The sequence below is a fragment of the Streptomyces sp. TLI_185 genome (genome assembly GCF_003814765.1).
GTDB lineage: Bacteria > Actinomycetota > Actinomycetes > Streptomycetales > Streptomycetaceae > Streptomyces.
On record NZ_RKRB01000001.1, the window covers coordinates 1,858,515 to 1,876,300 of the forward strand.

Genomic DNA, 17,786 nt, shown 5'->3' on the forward strand with positions numbered 1-17,786 from the left:
TGCTTCAGGACCGACCTGACACCACGTAGGGCATCGTGGGCGCGGCGGGAAAACTATGACCGCTGGTGACTCGTGTCAATGAAGCGAACAAGAAACACTCTGATACCGACAAGAAACGAAGCTGGGGCCACCCCGGCGGGGCGACCCCAGATGAGTTGTACATCCCTGTATGCACGTTGATCAGTGCAGGACGGCCTCGAGCTTTTCGGCGCTGCCCACGACGGAGGTGACCGTGCCCACCACTTCGGCCGGGAGCGCGCGCACCCGGTCAAGGGGAGCCGGCGCAGAGGGCCCGGTTTCGCTGTCGACCTGGGCGAACCGCTCCTCGTACCGCCCGTCGTAGGGCTCGCTTCCCGGCTTCCGCTCCGGGGTCCGGGAGCCGGGCGGCTTCGGTGCGCCGCCGGGAGAGTCCTGGTCCGCGGGACGACCGGTGTCCTGCGATCCGCCCTGCTTGTCCGTGCGGCCGGTGTCGTCAAGGCCGACTTCAAGCGTCCACCGCTGCCCGCCGGAACCGTCCCGTGCGGTGACGACGACGTCCGCACCCCTGCCCGGTGCGACGAGCAGTCCCTCGCCGCCGCGCAGCAGAAGCTCCCCGCGGACCGTGAGGTCGTAGCGCGCCTCGCCCGCGTGCGCCACGCAGTCGGCCAGGGTCACCGACTTCTTGTCGGCGTCGGAGTCGAGGCACAGGGTGGGGTCTGCGTCGCTGCGCAGCAGACCGTCGTCCTGGTACGACCACTGCTGCGACCCGGCGGCGGAGCAGGCCGCCAGTACGGCCGCGGCACCGGACCTGGGCCTGCCACCCTGGACGTCGAGGCAGAGTCCGGCCTTGGGGTTGCGGAGCCTGCCGCGTCCGACCTCGACAGGCCGGCCCGCGGAGGCGGGCGAGGGGGAGCGGGCCGACGAGGTGTCGCCCGCTGGGGGCGAGGGGTGCAGAGTGCTGCTGGTGGGGGCTCCCCAGGTGGCGCCGGAGTCGCGGACAGCGTTGTCGTCGGACCAGCCCTTGCTGACGAGAACCGTGGCGAGCAGGGCGAGCGTCGTCAGACCGACACCCACGACGACGGCCTTCGTGTGCTTGCGCGGCGAGTCGGGCCGGTGGCGCCCGCCGCCGGGTCGTGCGCTGCCGCGCCCGGGCGTGAACGCCTGGTCTCCGCCGCGGCGGGGGCGGGAGTCGAGATAGCGCCGGGCGCCCCAGCCGAGCACGGTCTCCGCGAGCAGCACCTCCAGGCCGCCCTCGAAATGACTGAGCTGTTCGGCGGCGTGCCGGCAGTACCGGCACCCCGTCAGATGCTGCTGGACATCCGGGAGCAGGGCACCGCCGCGGCGTATCGGGACGTCGAGGAGGCGGTTGTAGAAGCGGCATTCCTTGCCGGGTGCGAGTTCCCGATGGGCGCGCACACAGCCCACCCGGAATTGCTCGCGCGCCCGCTCCAGTGCGGCCGACGCGGTGGGCGCATCCACCCCCAACAGACCGGCCGGTACGGTTATGGGTTCGGCTTCGACCTCCGAGTGCCACAGCAGGCATTGCGAGGCTCCCGGAAGGGCCTGGAATGCCCGCTCGGCGATTTGCCGCCTTTCGGGCGTCGCGGACCGTGCGGCACGCAGTCCGCGCCCGCCGGTCGGTTTGCGGAGTTCCGGCAGGAGAACGGAAATACCGTCGTCCGCGGCCCACTCCTTGACGGTGTCCCGTACGGCCATGAGGAGTTGCGGTCGCAGGGCGCCGCCGCCCGGGCGGCCCAGCACCCGGTGGAACGCGGCGGCCGCGGCCATGGATGCCGGACTCTCCCCGGAAGCAAGGCAGATGACTGCGTAGTCGTACGTCGCGCGCCAGTGCCGGGCCAGCAACAACGCGCCCGCACGGGCACCCGAGGTGTCCGGACCCAGCTGCGCGACGAGGTTGCGGTCGGACTCGGCGGGCCCCGATCCGGGACGCGGCGGGTACGGCGGTCGTGGGGGGTAGGGGGATTGCACTGAACCATTTCCTTCCAAGCCGCAGGACGGTAGGCGGATTTCGCGTCCATCGGAAAGCAGGCGCCTCTTTGGTGCATACCTATGTCGGGTCAGGTTCTGGGACCGCTACAGGGCCGCTCACTTTCGCACAATTAGCGCATAGGAAACAAGGAGTTCGAGTGACGAAAGTTCAAAACGCGGCAACTTCAAATAAGTTACCGGCGGTATCCGCACCCGCATTCGAAACAACCGTAGGGCGGCCGAGGAGTTGTGTGCACCTCCGGACGCTTGGTACACGAAACCTCCACCGCCGGGCGGACCCACAGCGGGATCCCACGTTTCTCTCTGCGGACTCTCATCCGCGTGCGCCAGCATGAGCCGCATGATCGACCCCCACGCCACTTCCCCCCGTGCGGTCACCAAGGCCGTGATCCCCGCCGCCGGCCTCGGCACCCGTTTCCTGCCCGCGACCAAGGCGACCCCCAAGGAGATGCTGCCGGTCGTCGACAAGCCGGCCATCCAGTACGTCGTCGAGGAGGCCGCCGCGGCCGGGCTCGACGACGTCCTCATGGTCACCGGACGACACAAGCGCGCCATCGAGGACCACTTCGACAACGCCTTCGAGCTGGAACAGGCGCTCGCCACCAAGGGCGACGCGATACGTCTGGACGCCGTGCGCGATCCCGCCCGCCTGGCCAACATCCACCACATCCGCCAGGGCGAGCCGCTCGGCCTCGGCCACGCCGTCCTGTGCGCCCGCCGCCACGTCGGCGACCGTCCCTTCGCCGTCCTGCTGGGCGACGACCTGATCGACCCCCGCGAAACCCTCCTCAGCCGCATGCTCGACGTGCGAGACCGGCACACGGGCAGCGTCATCGCCCTCATGGAGGTCCCGCCGGAGCAGATCCACCTCTACGGCTGCGCCGCCGTCGAGGCGACGGGCGAGGACGGCGTGGTCCGCGTCACCGGCCTGGTCGAGAAGCCGTCCCGCCAGGACGCACCCAGCAGCTACGCGGTCATCGGCCGCTACGTCCTCGACCCGGCCGTCTTCGACACCCTGGAGCGCACTCCGCCCGGCCGCGGTGGCGAGATCCAGCTCACCGACGCCCTGCGGGAACTGGCCGCGGGCGGCACGGTGCACGGCGTCGTCTTCGACGGCCTGCGCTACGACACCGGCGACAAGGGCGACTACCTGCGCACCGTGGTCCGCCTCGCCTGCGACCGCGACGACCTCGGCCCCGAATTCACCGCCTGGCTCAAGGAGTTCGTCGCCGGACTGGAGGAAGGCAATGACACCGGACGCCGCCGGCTGGCGGCCTGATCCTGCGCTGTCCCGGGGGCTGTGACATCAGCAGCTTGGCCGCGACCCCCGGACCGAACGCAGACTGGGCCCGGGGGCGACACACCCCCGGGCCCAGTCTGCAACCGCTGCTCAGCCGTTGGGACGCAGCGTCCACACAACGGTCATCTCACCGGTGACAGCGCCGTCGGCGCGCCGGATCTCGATCGACACCGGGAACTCGGGCCGCCCCCCGGCATCCAGCTCCGCGACGACATCGGCCGCCGGGCGGCCGAGGGTCGCGGTAGCGGTGACGGCTCCCATCGCCAGCTTCTTGTATGCGATCTCGGCGCGCACGGCGAGCGGCACGGCCCGCGCCAGCTGCTCCCCGAAGGCGGCCAGCACGATCGTCCCGCTGGCGGTCTCGCCGAGGGTGAACATCGCGCCGGCGTGCGGCCCGCCGACGTGGTTGTGGTACTCGCCCTGGTCCGGCAGGGACACCACGGCCTTCTCCGGCGTGGTCTCCAGGAACTGGAGGTTCATGGTCCGGGCCATCGGCACCGTCGCGGCGAGCATCTCGCCGATCGACATCTGGTCTGCGCTCATGACGAGCATGTTACCCACGAGTAGTCTTCGCTGGCCAGAGGGCCGTTTCGGCAGCGGTGGTACGCGTGCCGGACGTGCGCAACCCGCGGCGGAGCACCAGGCCCCTGGTGACGGGTCCGCCGAGTGCCGCTGGAGGGTTCAGCCGATGCCGAACGCCCCGTCGGGGGGCTCGGGTGAGGGCACGGCGTCCTCGTCGCGCACCGGGCGCGCGCCCGCGATGAAGTCGCGGACTCCGGTCCCGTACTCGACCCGTGCCGGAAAGGCGTCGGCTGCCATGAGCCGGGCCAGGGCGGCCGTGTCGACGGGGTGGTGTGCGGCGACGAGCACGGCGTTGCCGAAGCGTCGCCCGCGCAGGACGGCCGGTTCGGCGATCAGCACCAGCTCCTCGAACTCCGTGGCGAAGGTGGCGAGTTGCGAGCGGAGGAAGGCGAAGGGCGCGGCGTCGGCGAGGTTGGCCAGGTAGACGCCCCGGTCGCGCAGGACCCGAGCGGCCTCGCGGGCGTAGGCGACGGAGGTGAGGTGTGCCGGGACGCGCGATCCGCCGAAGACATCGGCGACGAGCACGTCCGCCGAGTCCGAGGGGGCCGCCTCCAGCCAGGTCCGGGCGTCGGCGGTGTGCAGGGCGACGGCCGAGCCGTCCGGGAGCGGCAGGTGCTCCAGGACCAGTTCCAGCAGTGCACGGTCCGCCTCGACGACGTCCTGTCGCGAGCCGGGCCGGGTCGCGGCCAGGTACCGGGGCAGGGTGAGCGCGCCCCCGCCGAGGTGCAGCACGTCCAGCGGACTGCCCGTTTCCGCGACGGTGTCCAGGACGTGCCCGAGCCGTCGTGCGTACTCGAACTCCAGGTGCGTCGGCTCGTCCAGGTCCACGTACGACTGCGGCGCCCCGTCGACCGTCAGCAGCCAGGCCCGCTTCCGGTCGACGTCGGGCATCAGCTTGGCGGTGCCGTGATCGACGTCTCGGGTCACGGGTATCGGCTCGTCCACGCGTCCATTGTGCCGGGAGCAGGAGGCGCGGGCGTGCCGTCCGGGGCCGTTGCTTCAGCCGCCCCAGACCCGCGCCACCTGTCTCGCGTGCCCCTTCGCCTGTTCGCGTCCCGCCCGTGCCGAGGCCGCCCGGACCGCAGGGTCCAATGCGTTGCGCCCGATCGCGTCCTTCGCGGCCGCCGAGGGTGTCACGACCGCGACCCGGGCCCCCTGCTCGGTGAGCCGTCTGCCCTGGTCGGCCGCCGAGGCCTGGGGGCCGCCGCCCGAGGCTATGGGGGCCAGGACGACGACGCGTTCGTATCCGCTCGCCAGGTGGGCGTTGGCCGGTGAGTACACGCCGCCGTCCGTCCAGCGGCGACCCTCGATGGGCCAGGTCGGCCACACGCCCGGCACCGCGCAGCTCGCGGCGACGGCATCCGTCAAGGGCACGCCGCTGTCCTTGTCGAAGACCCGGAGCGTCCCGGTGGCAATGTCGACAGCGGTGATCCGCAGGGGGCCGTCCGGCCACCTCGGCGACACCAGGCGGCTCTCGATGGCTGCCCGGCGGGCCGCTTCGGAGGGTGTCCGCGCGCGCAGCGCCATCCGGCCCATTTTGCGGCCGTACGCCTCGGGTGTGCGTGAGGTGAGCGCGCCCCAGACGAAGCGGGCGATCACGCCGGCGCCCAGGCGGGCGGGGATCTCTCCCTCGGGTTCGGCCAGTTGACGCTCGTACAGCTCCTGAGGTGCGCGCAATGCCAGAAGCTGGGCCGCCACCGCCGAACCCGCGGACGTGCCGAACACCGCATCGGCGTCCCCGAGATCGACGCCCGCCTCGGACAGCCCGTACACCATCCCGGCCAGCCATCCGATCCCGCCGACGCCCCCGCCGCCGAGCACCAAAGCCCTGCCCGCCATGGTCTCCCCCGTTTCTCCGCGACCCACGACTGCGTGTGCGATCAAGTCTTGCGCACGGCACTGACAATCGCCGGACAGCCGGATGTGCGGCGCCCGCCCCCGAGGGGGCGGGCGCCGCGCAGGCTCAGCCGACCGACGTCACCGTGCCCGCGCCGACCGTGCGGCCGCCCTCGCGGATCGCGAAGCCGAGACCCGGCTCCAGGGGCACGTCACGGCCGAGTTCGACCGTCATGGTCACGGTGTCGCCGGGCCGGGCGAGGGCCGTCTCGCCGAGGTCGACGTCGCCGACCACGTCCGCGGTGCGGATGTAGAACTGCGGCCGGTAGCCGGTCGACACCGCAGTCGTCCGTCCGCCCTCGCGTGTCGACAGGACGTACACGCGCGCGGAGAAGCGGCGGCTCGGCGCCACGCTGCCGGGCGCCGCCACGACGTGTCCGCGCCGGACCGCGTCCCGCGGGACCCCGCGCAGCAACAGCGCCACGTTGTCGCCGGCCTGTGCCTCCTCCATGGGCTTGCCGAAGGTCTCCAGGCCGGTGACGACGGTCTCGACACCGGCGCCGAGCACTTCGACGCGGTCGCCCACCCGGACGACGCCCCGCTCGACCGCGCCCGTCACCACCGTCCCACGGCCGGTGATGGTCAGCACGTTCTCCACGGGCATCAGGAACGGCGCGTCCAAGTACCGCTCGGGCATGGGCACATACGTGTCCACGGCGTCGAGCAGCGCCTCGATGGACGCCGTCCAGCGCGGGTCGCCCTCCAGGGCCTTCAGCCCGGAGACCCGCACGACGGGCACGGCGTCGCCGCCGTAGCCCTGCGCGGTGAGCAGCTCGCGGACCTCCAGCTCCACCAGGTCGGTGAGCTCCTCGTCGCCCGCGTCGGCCTTGTTGATGGCCACGACGATGTGGTTCACGCCCACCTGGCGGGCGAGCAGGACGTGTTCGGCGGTCTGCGGCATGATTCCGTCGAGCGCGGAGACGACGAGGATCGCCCCGTCGAGCTGCGCGGCGCCGGTGACCATGTTCTTGACGTAGTCGGCGTGGCCCGGCATGTCCACGTGCGCGTAGTGGCGGGTGTCGGTCTCGTACTCGACGTGCGCGATGTTGATGGTGATGCCGCGGGCGGCCTCCTCCGGGGCGCGGTCGATGCGGTCGAACGGCACGAAGGTTCCGGTGCCGCGCTCGGCCAGCACCTTGGTGATGGCGGCGGTCAGGGTGGTCTTGCCGTGGTCGACGTGGCCCATGGTGCCGATGTTCAGATGCGGTTTGGTGCGCACGTATGCCGTCTTGGGCATGGCGATACCTCGAAGCCTCTTCGTAGGAAGGATCAAGAGAGATGGGGACCCCGAGGACTCGCCGACCCTCCCCCTGCGGGGTCCGCCGGACGATCCGGAGAGGGTCAGCTTCGGGCGCCGTCGACTGCGGCGACGAGAGTGGGAACGGCAGCCTTCGGGGCATCCGCGACTGCGGATGCTGCGAGGTGGAAGGCGTACCGGAACATGACGCCGATCATTGCCGATGCCCTGCCCGGCGTCGAATGGTTTTCCGCGGTGCGCTATAGATGCGTCCATGGTGTGGTTGGTGGTGACAGCAGGGCTGCTCGTGGCGTCGCTCGTGACGATGGTGCGCGAGCTGCGACAGGGCCTGACGCTGCGTCAGATTCGACCCGCGGCGCTCGAGATGCAGGCCGAGGTCGTCGACAACAGGGCCACCCGGAGCGGCAGGCCGGGCGCGTACTTCCTCACCCCGGTCGTGCGCTACTACATCCACGGCAAGCGCTACGAGGCGGGGATCGCCAACGCGAGCTTCGGGCGCCCCGTCGAGATCGGCTCCTCGATGACCGTTCTCGTCTCCCCGGAAAGCCCCTACAGTCCGATGGATCCCTACGGCGGACCGGGTGCCACGCTCGGCGGCGCCATCGTCACCGCCGTCCTGTCCACGCTGCTCCTCGTCTGGCAGCTCGCCCTGCTGTAAACCCGGCTAGGCCCCGATGTTCCGCAAGGCCTCCCGGACCGACAGCGGTGCGAACCGCCCGCGCTCCCGGGCCAGGAAGGCCCGTACGGCCTCCGGGTCGGTCTTGGCGTACTCGCGCAGGCACCAGCCGATGGCCTTGCGGATGAAGAAGTCGGGGTGTCCGGACTGGCGCAGGCAGTAGGTGAAGAGCCGCTCGGCGTCGGTGCGTTCCTTGTAGCGCAGCTGGTGGAGCAGGGCGGTGCGGGCGACCCACAGGTCGTCGTCGGCGATCCAGGCGTCCATGTCCGCGGTGAGCCGGGGGTCGGCCGCGACCAGCGCACCCACCACGTGGGCGGCGAGCGCGTCGACGGTGTCCCACCAGGGCACGGTGGCGACGAGGTGCCGGGCCACCGGCAGGAAGCCGGAGGTGCACACGCGCGCGTGGCGGCGCAGATAGTCGACGGCGAAGTAGTGGTACTCCCGCTCGGGCAACTGCCAGCAGCGCAGGGCGATCGCCGTGCAGTCTCCCTCGTCGGGGCGCGGCAGAGCTGCGACGACGGTGCGGGACAGGGCCCGGCGCGCGGGCGTGGTGAGACCCAGGAAGGGGGCCACGTCCTTCATGTACGCGCGCATGGACTCGGCGCGCTCCGGGTCGGCCGCGGCCGCGTACGTGGCGGTGAGCCGCTCCAGCACGGTGTCGGCGAGTGTGCTGAACGGCACATGCGTGGTGACCTCACCTGTGACGCTCATGGGACGAACCATACGGCGATCACACACATTTGTCGGTTAGTGTCACCGGATGCTCGATGCCACCACCCGCTCTGGGGGCACCGCCACGGCCCCTCCCCGGGCCGCCGCCACGGAGCTCGCCGTCGCCGTACCCGTACCACCGCAGAGCCTCGGCGCGCGCTGCACGCGCGTGCTGCTCTCGCCGTGGTCGCGGCTGTCCCTGCTCGTCGTCCTGCTCGCGGCCGCCGCCGGTGCCGTGCTGCTCTTCCAGCCGCAGCGCATGCTGGCGCACGGCTGGCCTCCGCAGCTCGGCGGGGCCGCGGCGGCCATGGTGTTCGCGGCGGCCTACGGCCTGTGCACCGTGGCGTTCGTGCCGCGGCCGCTGCTGAACCTCGGGGCGGGCGCGCTCTTCGGCTCCCAACTGGGTACCGGGACGGCCCTGGCGGGCACGGTGCTCGGCGCCGGGGTCGCCTTCGGACTGGGCCGGGTGCTCGGGCAGGACGCGCTGCGCCCGCTGCTGCGGGGCCGGCTGCTGAAGGCGGCGGACGGGCAGCTCAGCCGGCACGGGTTCCGTTCGATGATGGCCGCCCGGCTGTTCCCGGGGGTGCCGTTCTGGGCTGCGAACTACTGCGCCGCCGTCTCCCGCATGGGCTGGCTGCCGTTCGTGCTCGCGACGGCGCTCGGCTCGGTGCCGAACACCGCCGCATACGCCGTCGCCGGCGCCCGCGCCTCCACGCCGACGTCCCCCGCCTTCCTGATCGCCATGGCCTGTATCGCCGTACCGGCTCTGGTGGCCGCAGTGGTGGCCTGGCGCAAGCGGCACCAGCTGCGCGGACGCTGAGGGCCGGCTACACGCCTTCCAGGATCATCGCGTTGGCCAGTCCGCCCGCCTCGCACATGGTCTGCAGGGCGTAGCGTGCGCCACGCGCGCGCATGGCGTGCACGAGGGTGGTCGTCAGACGGGTGCCGCTGGCCCCGAGCGGGTGGCCGATCGCGATCGCACCGCCGTGCACGTTGACCTTGGCGAGGTCGGCGCCGGTCTCCTGCTGCCAGGCCAGGACGACGCTCGAGAACGCCTCGTTGACCTCGAACAGGTCGATGTCGTCGAGGGTCAGTCCGGCCCTGCGCAGCACCTTCTCGGTCGCCGGTATGACGCCCGTGAGCATCAGCAGCGGGTCGGAGCCGGTGACGGCGAAGCTGTGCAGCCGGGCGAGCGGGCGCAGGCCGATGCGGGCCGCGGTCTCGCTGGAGGTGATCAGCACGGCGGAGGCGCCGTCGTTGATGGGGCTGGCGTTGCCCGCGGTGACGTTCCACTCGATCTGCGGGAAGCGCTCGGCGAAGGCCGGGTCGTGGTAGGCGGGCCGGAGGCCGGCGAGGATCTCCGGGGTGCTGCCCGGCCGTACGCACTCGTCTCGCGTGACGCCCTCCAGGGGTGCGACCTCGGCGTCGAAGAGCGCCTGGCTCCAGGCCTCGGCGGCCTTGTGGTGCGAGGAGACCGCGAAGGCGTCCATCTGGTCGCGGGTGATCGACCACTTGGCGGCGATCAGTTCGGCGCTGATGCCCTGGGGGACCAGGCCCTCCGGGTAGCGCTCGGCGACGCCGGGGCCGAAGGGGTCCTTGCCGGGCGGCACGTTCGACCACATCGGCACCCGGCTCATCGACTCGACGCCACAGGCGACGACGAGGTCGTAGGCGCCCGAGATGACGCCCTGCGCGGCGAAGTGCACGGCCTGCTGGGAGGAGCCGCACTGGCGGTCCACGGTGGTCGCCGGGACGGTCTCCGGGAAGCCCGCCGACAGGACGGCGTAGCGGGTGGTGTTCATGGCCTGCTCGCCGACCTGGTCGACGGTGCCGCCGATGACGTCGTCGATCAGTGCCGGGTCGACGCCGGAGCGGTCGACGAGGGTGCGCAAGGTGTGGGCGAGGAGCTCGACGGGGTGGACATGCGCGAGGGAGCCGCCCGGCTTGCCCTTGCCGATCGGGGTGCGTACGGCTTCGACGATGACTGCGTCACGCATGAGCGTGCCTCCACGGCGAATTGACGGGAACTACCGGTGAGTAGGAAATCCAAACTCACCATAGTCCTGAAGGTTGGAAAAACAAACCCTCCCCTAGACTGGGCGCCATGGCCGCCACCAAAGACCCGCGCCCCTGCTCCATCGCCGACGCCCTGGCGCTGGTGGGCGAGAAGTACTCCCTGCTCGTCCTGCGGGAGGTGTGCCTGGGCAACGGGCGCTTCGACCAGCTGGTCCGCAACATCGGCGCCCCGCGCGACGTCCTGGCCACCCGGCTGCGCCGCCTCGTGGACGCCGGAATCCTGACGAAGCGCGTCTACAGCGAGCGGCCGCAGCGCTTCGAGTACCGGCCCACGCAGGCGGGGACGGAGCTGGAACCGGTCCTGATGACCCTCAAGGAGTGGGGCGACCGCCACGTCCGCAACGGGGTCGACCTCCCCATGGTCGTCGAGCACATCTGCGGCAACGAGCTGGTCCCGGTCGTCACCTGCCGGGCCTGCGGCGAGCCGGTGCACCACGAGGACCTGACCGCCCACCCGCAGGCCGAGGGGTGGACGGTGACGGGGCCGACGGCGGCCTGACCCGGAGAAACCAAGATCGTCAGGCGCCCTTCGGCCCGGCGCCTGCTGACCTTGCGGCAAACCCGGCCTTCGAGAGCCGGCGCCGATCTATGATCCGAGGCGCCCATTCCCTCCGCTGCGCCGCCACAGTGCGGGCTGCCCGCGAGAAGTAGGTCTCCCCCTGTGAACAGCCCAGTCGGCACAACGAGCAGCCCTGTCACGAACGCACCATGGCTCCTCGCCCGCTTCGCGCAGGCCGCGATAGCCGCGGCAGCCGTCGCGGACGTCTTCCGGGCACTGGCCCTCAGAGCTCATGATCTGCACCCCACGAACGCGTCGCTGAACAAGTCGGGCTTCAGATCGATGGTGTTCGTGTACCTCATGACCGCGGCGGCCGTGCTCTTCCTGGTGTGGTTCAGCCGCTGCCGGCGAAACGCACGGGTCCTTTCTCCGGGGGCCGCCTCGGAACCCGGCGTGTGGGCCGTCGTGGCCTGGCTGATACCGGTGGTCAACCTGTGGGTTCCGCGCGGACTCGTACTCGACGTACTCCGTGCGAGCAGCCTCGGAACGACGGACAAAGGCCGCGACGAGGTCCTGGTGAACGTCTGGTGGGTGGCATGGGCGGGGCACACCGTGATCGCCATGGCATCCCAACTCGGGGACGGGACCTCGATGCCGCTCCTGCTGGTGACGGAGGCGCTCAACCTGGCTGCGGCCGTCCTCGCGATGTTCGTGATCCAGCGCATCACGGGACTGCAGAGCACAGCGCTCCGCGCCGCATCACCCACACCTTTTGCAGCGCCGTGAGACGCAACGGCGACACAGCCTAGTCGGGGCGGTACACGTCCAGCCGTCCGCACATCCCGAACTTCCCGTACGCCGAAGGAAGTTCGGCCCTGACGACGGCCTCCGCGAGATGGCCGGCGTCGCCCTTTTCCAAGCGGTCGAGCTGCTCTCCCGTGGCTGCGGCGGCCGCCTCCGCGCCCCGCCGCCAGCGCTCGCGCCACTCCGCGAGCCGGGGGCGTACCAGTGCCGCGGCGGCGCGGTGGAAAGCGGCCAGCGCCTCCGGGCCGTCCGCCTCGCGCAGGGCCCGGTAGCCCTCCAGGGCGAGGTCCCGGCGGGTGCGGGCGAACCGCTCCTGCTCCTCCTCCGGCACATCCGTCGGAATCCTGGTCGCGGCGGCGTACGTCTCCGCGTCGCTCAGGTACCGCGGCGGCAGCGTCAGCACCGCGTCGCCCGCCTCAGGCAGGCCGCTGTTCTGCATCAGCACCGTGATGCGCAGGTCGTCCTCGTTGACCAGGCGGTGGATGGTGCCCGGCGTGAACCAGGCGACCGTGCCGGGTACGAGGGGCGTGACCTCGTACCCGGACGTCATGAGGGTCTGCACGGCACCCCGGCCGCCGGTGACGACGTACGCCTCCGAACAGGTCAGGTGCATATGGGGAGTTCCGCCGCAGACGCCGTCGACGGCCGGCCAGTCGTAGACGGACAGGTGCGAGACGGCGACTCCGCCCGGCAGTCCCGTGAACTCCCCTGTGCTCACCACGAATGCGCCTCCAGGTACTTGGTGATGTCCTCCCGCTCCCACGATCCGTCGGCCACGACGATCCGGTAGCGGCGGGTGAGGGTGTCGCCGGGGGCGAGTTCCAGTTCGTCGTAGAAGGCCCAGGACGGGGCGACGGCGGCAAACGGCTCGTTGCGTACGAACCAGTGGGCGGGGTGAGTGCCTCGCTCGCCCATGTGATCGTTCTCGGGGGCGTGGGCGAAGACGAGGGTCGCGTGGCCGTCGCTGCCGTCGTGTTCGCCACAGAAGGCGAGCCAGGGCGACTGCTCGCCCATCAGGCCGGGGCCCTCGGCGTCGGGGCCGATGATCCGGCCGTCGCGGAAGGCGCGCGGGCCGCGCCAGAACAGGCCGGTGTAACCCGCCAGTTCACGCCCTGCGGTGGTCGGGCTGCCGAAGCGGAGCGGCTCGTCGCGGCGGTTGGTGACGGCGCTGGTCCAGGTCAGCGCCCAGGAGCCGGACTCCGCGTCGACGTCGTGGACCTCGATACGACGCTCCTCGTCGGCCCACAGCTCCCCGCTGTACGGGTGCCAGGTCAGCCGTTCCGCGATCACTGCGCGGTCGTCGTGAACCGCCACCTCGTCGAAGGCGACGTGCGCCATCGAGCCGACGCGCTCGGGCAGTTCGAGGTAGCCCTCGCCGTGGACGTAGGAGTTGCCGCCCCAGAGGTTGGCGCCCGACAGGTGCGAGGCCGTCAGCTGCAGGCCCTTGTGCCAGCGGTGGTCGCTCGGCCGGTAGTCGGTGACGACCTCGCCCGCCAGGGTGCGCAGTGGGTGGATGTACGGCTTCGGGGACTCCCAGGCCGCTTCCGGGGCGTACACATAGCTCAACAGCTCGACGCCGCCCGCCCGTTCGGCGATCGTGATGCGCTCGCCGTGGGCGTGCACGACACGCAGCCCGGTCACGCGGACACCTCCTCGGCCGCCACGGGAGCGACGGGTGCCCAGCCGGGCGCTCCGCCGTGCATCGCCGTGTGGAAGGGGTCCCCGGGACCGATCTCGCCGGCCTTGACGGTGGTGTCCGTGAACGCCGCCTTGTAGATCGCGGCGATCAGCTCCAGGCTGGTGCGCCCGTCCGCGCCGCTGCTGCGCGGGCGCTCCCCCGCGCGCATGCTCGCGACGAGTTCCCGCAGCTGCTCCAGGTGCGAGCTGGGCACGTCCGCGCCGAAGTCCTGCCAGGCGGCGGCCTCGTCGCCGGACACTTCGGGGGCCGGGGTGATGCGCCAGTTCGCGTTGGAGTGGCCGTAGAGGTGGGTGAGCTCGACCGTGGCACGCTCACAGTCGATGCGGATGCGGCTGACCTCGTCGGGGCTCAGGACGCTGTTGACGACCGTTGCCATCGCGCCGCTCTCGAAGCGGATCAGGGCGGTCGAGACGTCCTCGGTCTCCACGTCGTGCACCAGGCGCCCGGCCATGGCGCGCACCTCGCGCCACGGGCCGAGCAGGTCCAGCAGGAGGTCCATCTGGTGGATGCCGTGGCCCATGGCGGGGCCGCCGCCCTCCGTCGCCCAGCGGCCGCGCCAGGGCACGGCGTAGTAGGCCGTGTCGCGGTACCAGGTGGTCTGGCAGTGCGCGACGAGCGGTCGGCCCATGGCCTGCTCGGCGAGCAGCCGCCGTACGTGCCGCGAGCCCGAGCCGAAGCGGTGCTGGAAGACGATCGACGCGTAGGGGCCGCCGTCCTTGCCCTCCTCGGCCTCCACCGCGTCGTAGTCGGCGAGGGTCGGCACCGGCGGCTTCTCGCACCACACCCACGCCCCGGCCCGCAGGGCGGCGATCGTCTGCTCGCGGTGCAGCGTCGGCGGGGTGCAGATGCTCACCAGGTCGGGACGCTGCTCGCGCAGCATCTGCTCCAGGTCGGTGTAGGCGTGCGGGATCCCGGTCGAGCGGCAGAACTCCTCGACGGCGGTGGCATCGATGTCGACGGCGGCGACGACCTCCGTCTCGCCCTCCTCGGCGAGCCTGGCCAGCGCGGGCAGGTGCGAGCCCCGCCCGATGGCGCCGGTGCCGATGACGACGGCCCTGATGCGCCGGCCGGCCAGCGGGGCAGAGGGGGCCTGGGACGTCCCGGCGTGGGTCTCGGACGTGGACATGGACCTGATCAGCACTCCTCCGGGAACGACGAGCTACGAGGAGGAGCAGCGTCAGCAAGCGCTTTCTCCTCCCAGAAACGTAAGCTCCGCCCCCGCACCTGGTCAACCACCCGAAACCCAAGGCCGTCGGCTGCCCCCGAAACCCCTGTGCCGGGCCTGTCGGCCCCGGAGGTTAGGCTGCCCTGCACACCCGTGATCACGACGCCCGCCGGCGTGACGTCCCGTCGCGCCTGCCACGATCAGCACTTGGACGCCGTACATCCATGTCTTGGCTTGAATCCCTCATCCTCGGACTCGTCCAGGGGCTGACCGAGTTCCTCCCCGTCTCCTCCAGCGCGCATCTGCGGCTGACCGCCGCCTTCTCGGGCTGGAAGGACCCTGGCGCGGCCTTCACGGCGATCACGCAGATCGGCACGGAGGCCGCCGTACTGATCTACTTCCGCAGGGACATCGGGCGGATCATCTCGGCCTGGGCGCGCTCGCTGGTGAACAGGGAGATGCGCGACAACCACGATGCGCAGATGGGCTGGCTGGTGATCGTCGGCTCGATCCCGATCGGCGTGCTCGGCCTGCTGTTCAAGGACCAGATCGAGGGGCCGTTCCGCGATCTGCGGATCACCGCGACGATGCTGATCGTCATCGGTGTGGTCATCGGCATCGCCGACCGGCTCGCGGCGCGCGACGAGACCGGCGGCCGACACCGGGCACCCAAGCAGCGCAAGACGCTCGAGAACCTGGGCGTGAAGGACGGCCTGATCTTCGGCCTGTGCCAGTCGGCAGCCCTCATCCCGGGCGTCTCCCGCTCCGGTGCCACCATCAGCGGCGGCCTGTTCATGGGCTACAAGCGCGAGGCCGCGGCCCGCTACTCCTTCCTCCTCGCGATCCCTGCGGTGCTGGCGTCGGGCCTGTTCGAGACGAAGGACGCGCTGGAGAGCGACCATGTCTCCTGGGGACCGACGCTGTTCGCGACGGTGATCGCCTTCGCGACCGGGTATGCCGTCATCGCCTGGTTCATGAAGTTCATCTCGACGAAGAGCTTCATGCCCTTCGTCTGGTACCGCATCGCGCTCGGCATCGTCATCATCGCCCTGGTCACGACGGGCGCACTGAGCCCGCACGCGGCAGAGTCGGCGGGCTGACCAGGGCCCGGCGCTCCGGCGGGACTGCGGACCTCAACGCTCCGCCGCGATACGGAAGTTGCCACTCCGAGCGACCCCGCGAAAATCCGTGACCAATGACATACGGCATGGGTAGCCGTCCGGTAGCGCACTGTCAGTGCTTGCCCCTAGGCTTGTGCGCATGTCCCCCCATACCTCAACCCCTGGTTCCGTGCGTTCCGCCGCCGAGGTCAACGAGCAGATCCGTGCGCTGTGGATGCGCGCGGGCGGTTCTCTGTCGGCCCAGGAGCGCGCGGAGTACGAGCTGTTGGTGGTCGAGTGGGCGGCGGCGATCCAGAGCGACGTCATCGAGGCGGCCTGAAGGGGAGACGTCAGCCGACGTCGTCCATGAAGTCCAGCATCAGGCGGTTGACCTTGTCCGCATGGTCGATCTGCGGTCCGTGACCGGTGCTTGAGACGATCTCGGCCCGAGCGCCCGGCACCAGACGCGGCACCCGCTCCACCTGCCGCCGCGGGTGCACCAGCAGGCTGCGCTTGCCGAGCACCAGATGGAGCGGGATGCGTACGGCGGACAGCTCGGCGTCGGACAGAGGCAGTGGAGCCGGGCGCCGTATGCGATAGGCGCGGACGCCCAGCCTGACCATCGAGCGCAGTTCCGGCACGATCAGGACCGGCTGCTCGAGCCAGCGCGCAAGTCGCGGGCGCAGAGCCTTGGGCGCGAAGGTGGCGAACAGGCTCACGAAGATCCAGACGAAGAAGCGCAGTCCGACCTTCTCCAGACCGCCGGGGTCGAGCAGGGTGACCGAGGCGAGGCGCTCGGGCCTGCGGTGCGCCTGGTTCAGGGCGAGCCATCCGCCGTACGAGGAACCGACGAGGTGGACGCGGTCCAGGCCGAGTTCGGCGAGCGTCTCGTCGAGCCACTGCGCGGCTCGTTCTGGCTGGTGAATGGCCTCTCGCTGCACGCTGCGGCCCGGGTCTCCGGGGGTGTCGATCGCGTAGACGGGCCGTTCGGCGCTGAGCGCCGGGGTGTTCGGGTACCACATCGCGGAGCAGCTGCCGGCGCCGTGCACGAGGACGACCGGGACGCGGGACTCGCCCGCCGGGTCGCCAGGGCCATACCGGTAGACGTGCGTCGTACCGAAGCTGGTCTCCACGTCTGTCTCCGCGACCGCCTGCGCGCCCATGGCGTACAGGGCGTCGCACGCAGCGAAGTAGCGGTCGCGCAGGCCGTCGTTGACGTAGTGCCCGACATCGGGACGGGCACGGTCACGGGTCGTGGTCTCGGGCACGGATGGCCACCTCCAAAGCGATCCCCTGTTCGTGATACGACCGTACCATTTATTTGGTACGGCTGTACCATGGTGGGGAGGACGTGGCCCGGCCGGCGGGCTGCCCAGCTGGACGAGGGCGAGGCAGAGGCCATGCCGAAGCGTGTGGACCACGCACAACGACGCACCGAGATCGCCCAGGCGCTCATCCGGGTGGCCGGGCGACGCGGGCTGCACGCCGTGGGGATGCGCGATGTGGCCGCCGAGGCCGACGTGTCGCTGCGGCTGGTCCAGTACTACTTCGAGACCAAGGAGAAGCTGCTGCTCTTCGGCCTGCAGCAGCTGGTGGAGAGGTTCGGGGAGCGGGTCGCCGCCCGGGTCGCCGCGGCGGGTGACGGTCCGGGCCCGCGGGCGATGGCGGAGGCGCTGCTGATGGCGGCGTTGCCGGCCGACGAGGAGAGCCGCGCGTTCCACCTCCTCTTCACCTCGTACGCCGTTCTGGCCGTGACCGACGAGGCGCTCGCCGCCCAGCCCTTCATCAAGGACCCCGATGCCGCAGAGGAGGCCCTGACCACGCTCCTCCGGCAGGCCGGGGAGGCGGGTCTCCTGCGCCCCGGCGTGGACGCGCGGATGGAGGCGGTCAGCCTGCTCGCCATGTCCGCGGGGCTCGGCACCAGCGTCCTCGTCGGCCAGCGCAGTCCAGGGGCTGCCGCCGAAGTCCTGCACCACCACCTGGACCGGATCTTCCAGGACACGGCTCGTTGACGACCGTTCGGCGGCGCTC

The 17,786-nt window shown here is 71.2% G+C and carries 19 protein-coding genes; 8 read left to right on the forward strand and 11 right to left on the reverse strand.

All coding sequences use genetic code 11. The features are described from left to right. Positions 1-180: 180 nt before the first annotated feature. Positions 181-1,968, reverse strand: coding sequence for a ricin-type beta-trefoil lectin domain protein (locus tag EDD92_RS08385; RefSeq protein ID WP_123963721.1), 1,788 nt, complete (start codon positions 1,966-1,968; stop codon positions 181-183). Positions 1,969-2,329: 361 nt separating this feature from the next. On the opposite strand from EDD92_RS08385, the gene galU reads away from it, so the two are divergent. Continuing rightward, positions 2,330-3,268: a UTP--glucose-1-phosphate uridylyltransferase GalU gene (gene galU / locus EDD92_RS08390; protein ID WP_260326411.1), complete on the forward strand. Its 939-nt coding sequence runs from the start codon at positions 2,330-2,332 to the stop codon at positions 3,266-3,268. Between the two features lie 111 nt (positions 3,269-3,379). On the opposite strand, the gene EDD92_RS08395 is transcribed toward galU, so the two are convergent. The 4 genes from EDD92_RS08395 to tuf form a co-directional block, all read right to left on the reverse strand. Next, positions 3,380-3,832 carry a DUF4442 domain-containing protein gene (locus tag EDD92_RS08395; RefSeq protein ID WP_185123966.1) on the reverse strand — a complete coding sequence of 151 codons (453 nt, stop codon included), beginning with the start codon at positions 3,830-3,832 and terminating at the stop codon, positions 3,380-3,382. A gap of 138 nt (positions 3,833-3,970) precedes the next feature. After that, positions 3,971-4,816: a spermidine synthase gene (locus EDD92_RS08400; protein ID WP_185123967.1), complete on the reverse strand. Its 846-nt coding sequence runs from the start codon at positions 4,814-4,816 to the stop codon at positions 3,971-3,973. 54 nt (positions 4,817-4,870) lie between these two features. Further along, on the reverse strand, positions 4,871-5,710 hold the full coding sequence (locus EDD92_RS08405) for a patatin-like phospholipase family protein (RefSeq protein WP_123963724.1): 840 nt from the start codon (positions 5,708-5,710) through the stop codon (positions 4,871-4,873). A gap of 124 nt (positions 5,711-5,834) precedes the next feature. Then, on the reverse strand, positions 5,835-7,004 hold the full coding sequence (tuf, locus tag EDD92_RS08410; RefSeq protein WP_123963725.1) for an elongation factor Tu: 1,170 nt from the start codon (positions 7,002-7,004) through the stop codon (positions 5,835-5,837). A gap of 274 nt (positions 7,005-7,278) precedes the next feature. Between tuf and EDD92_RS08415 the strand changes: the two genes are divergently transcribed. Then, the gene (locus EDD92_RS08415; RefSeq protein ID WP_123963726.1) at positions 7,279-7,683 is read left to right on the forward strand and encodes a DUF3592 domain-containing protein; all 405 of its coding nucleotides are present in this window, start codon (positions 7,279-7,281) and stop codon (positions 7,681-7,683) included. A gap of 6 nt (positions 7,684-7,689) precedes the next feature. Here EDD92_RS08415 and EDD92_RS08420 read toward each other — a convergent pair whose 3' ends face one another. Next, on the reverse strand, positions 7,690-8,412 hold the full coding sequence (locus EDD92_RS08420; RefSeq protein ID WP_123963727.1) for a DNA alkylation repair protein: 723 nt from the start codon (positions 8,410-8,412) through the stop codon (positions 7,690-7,692). Positions 8,413-8,461: 49 nt separating this feature from the next. On the opposite strand from EDD92_RS08420, the gene EDD92_RS08425 reads away from it, so the two are divergent. After that, positions 8,462-9,232 (forward strand): TVP38/TMEM64 family protein, encoded by a 771-nt coding sequence (locus EDD92_RS08425; protein ID WP_123963728.1) that lies wholly within the window; start codon positions 8,462-8,464, stop codon positions 9,230-9,232. A gap of 7 nt (positions 9,233-9,239) precedes the next feature. On the opposite strand, the gene EDD92_RS08430 is transcribed toward EDD92_RS08425, so the two are convergent. Beyond that, complete coding sequence (locus tag EDD92_RS08430; RefSeq protein WP_123963729.1) at positions 9,240-10,409, reverse strand: thiolase family protein; 1,170 nt, start codon at positions 10,407-10,409, stop codon at positions 9,240-9,242. Positions 10,410-10,516: 107 nt separating this feature from the next. Here EDD92_RS08430 and EDD92_RS08435 point away from each other — a divergent pair, with 107 nt between their 5' ends. Both EDD92_RS08435 and EDD92_RS08440 read left to right on the forward strand, forming a co-directional pair. Next, entirely contained in the window at positions 10,517-10,987 is a 471-nt protein-coding gene (locus tag EDD92_RS08435; RefSeq protein ID WP_123963730.1) for a helix-turn-helix domain-containing protein, read from the forward strand. A 162-nt stretch (positions 10,988-11,149) separates the two neighbouring features. Continuing rightward, positions 11,150-11,773: a DUF4328 domain-containing protein gene (locus EDD92_RS08440; protein WP_123963731.1), complete on the forward strand. Its 624-nt coding sequence runs from the start codon at positions 11,150-11,152 to the stop codon at positions 11,771-11,773. 19 nt (positions 11,774-11,792) lie between these two features. Here the strand turns inward: EDD92_RS08440 and EDD92_RS08445 are convergent, their stop codons facing one another. The 3 genes from EDD92_RS08445 to EDD92_RS08455 are packed head-to-tail and all read right to left on the reverse strand — an operon-like array spanning position 11,793 to position 14,616. Then, the gene (locus EDD92_RS08445; protein WP_123963732.1) at positions 11,793-12,512 is read right to left on the reverse strand and encodes a cupin; all 720 of its coding nucleotides are present in this window, start codon (positions 12,510-12,512) and stop codon (positions 11,793-11,795) included. After that, on the reverse strand, positions 12,506-13,432 hold the full coding sequence (locus EDD92_RS08450) for a PmoA family protein (protein ID WP_123963733.1): 927 nt from the start codon (positions 13,430-13,432) through the stop codon (positions 12,506-12,508). The genes EDD92_RS08445 and EDD92_RS08450 overlap by 7 nt, the downstream gene beginning before the upstream one ends. Next, a complete protein-coding gene (locus EDD92_RS08455; protein WP_123963734.1) occupies positions 13,429-14,616 on the reverse strand; it encodes a Gfo/Idh/MocA family protein in 1,188 nt (395 codons plus the stop codon). The genes EDD92_RS08450 and EDD92_RS08455 overlap by 4 nt, the downstream gene beginning before the upstream one ends. A 263-nt stretch (positions 14,617-14,879) precedes the next feature. Here EDD92_RS08455 and EDD92_RS08460 point away from each other — a divergent pair, with 263 nt between their 5' ends. Together EDD92_RS08460 and EDD92_RS08465 are read left to right on the forward strand one after the other, a co-directional pair. Continuing rightward, the gene (locus EDD92_RS08460) at positions 14,880-15,755 is read left to right on the forward strand and encodes an undecaprenyl-diphosphate phosphatase (protein ID WP_123963735.1); all 876 of its coding nucleotides are present in this window, start codon (positions 14,880-14,882) and stop codon (positions 15,753-15,755) included. A 160-nt stretch (positions 15,756-15,915) separates the two neighbouring features. Beyond that, complete coding sequence (locus tag EDD92_RS08465) at positions 15,916-16,095, forward strand: hypothetical protein (protein ID WP_123963736.1); 180 nt, start codon at positions 15,916-15,918, stop codon at positions 16,093-16,095. Positions 16,096-16,105: 10 nt separating this feature from the next. Here EDD92_RS08465 and EDD92_RS08470 read toward each other — a convergent pair whose 3' ends face one another. Beyond that, the gene (locus tag EDD92_RS08470) at positions 16,106-17,023 is read right to left on the reverse strand and encodes an alpha/beta fold hydrolase (protein ID WP_123963737.1); all 918 of its coding nucleotides are present in this window, start codon (positions 17,021-17,023) and stop codon (positions 16,106-16,108) included. 132 nt (positions 17,024-17,155) lie between these two features. On the opposite strand from EDD92_RS08470, the gene EDD92_RS08475 reads away from it, so the two are divergent. Further along, positions 17,156-17,767 (forward strand): TetR/AcrR family transcriptional regulator, encoded by a 612-nt coding sequence (locus EDD92_RS08475; protein ID WP_123970322.1) that lies wholly within the window; start codon positions 17,156-17,158, stop codon positions 17,765-17,767. Positions 17,768-17,786: the final 19 nt, after the last annotated feature.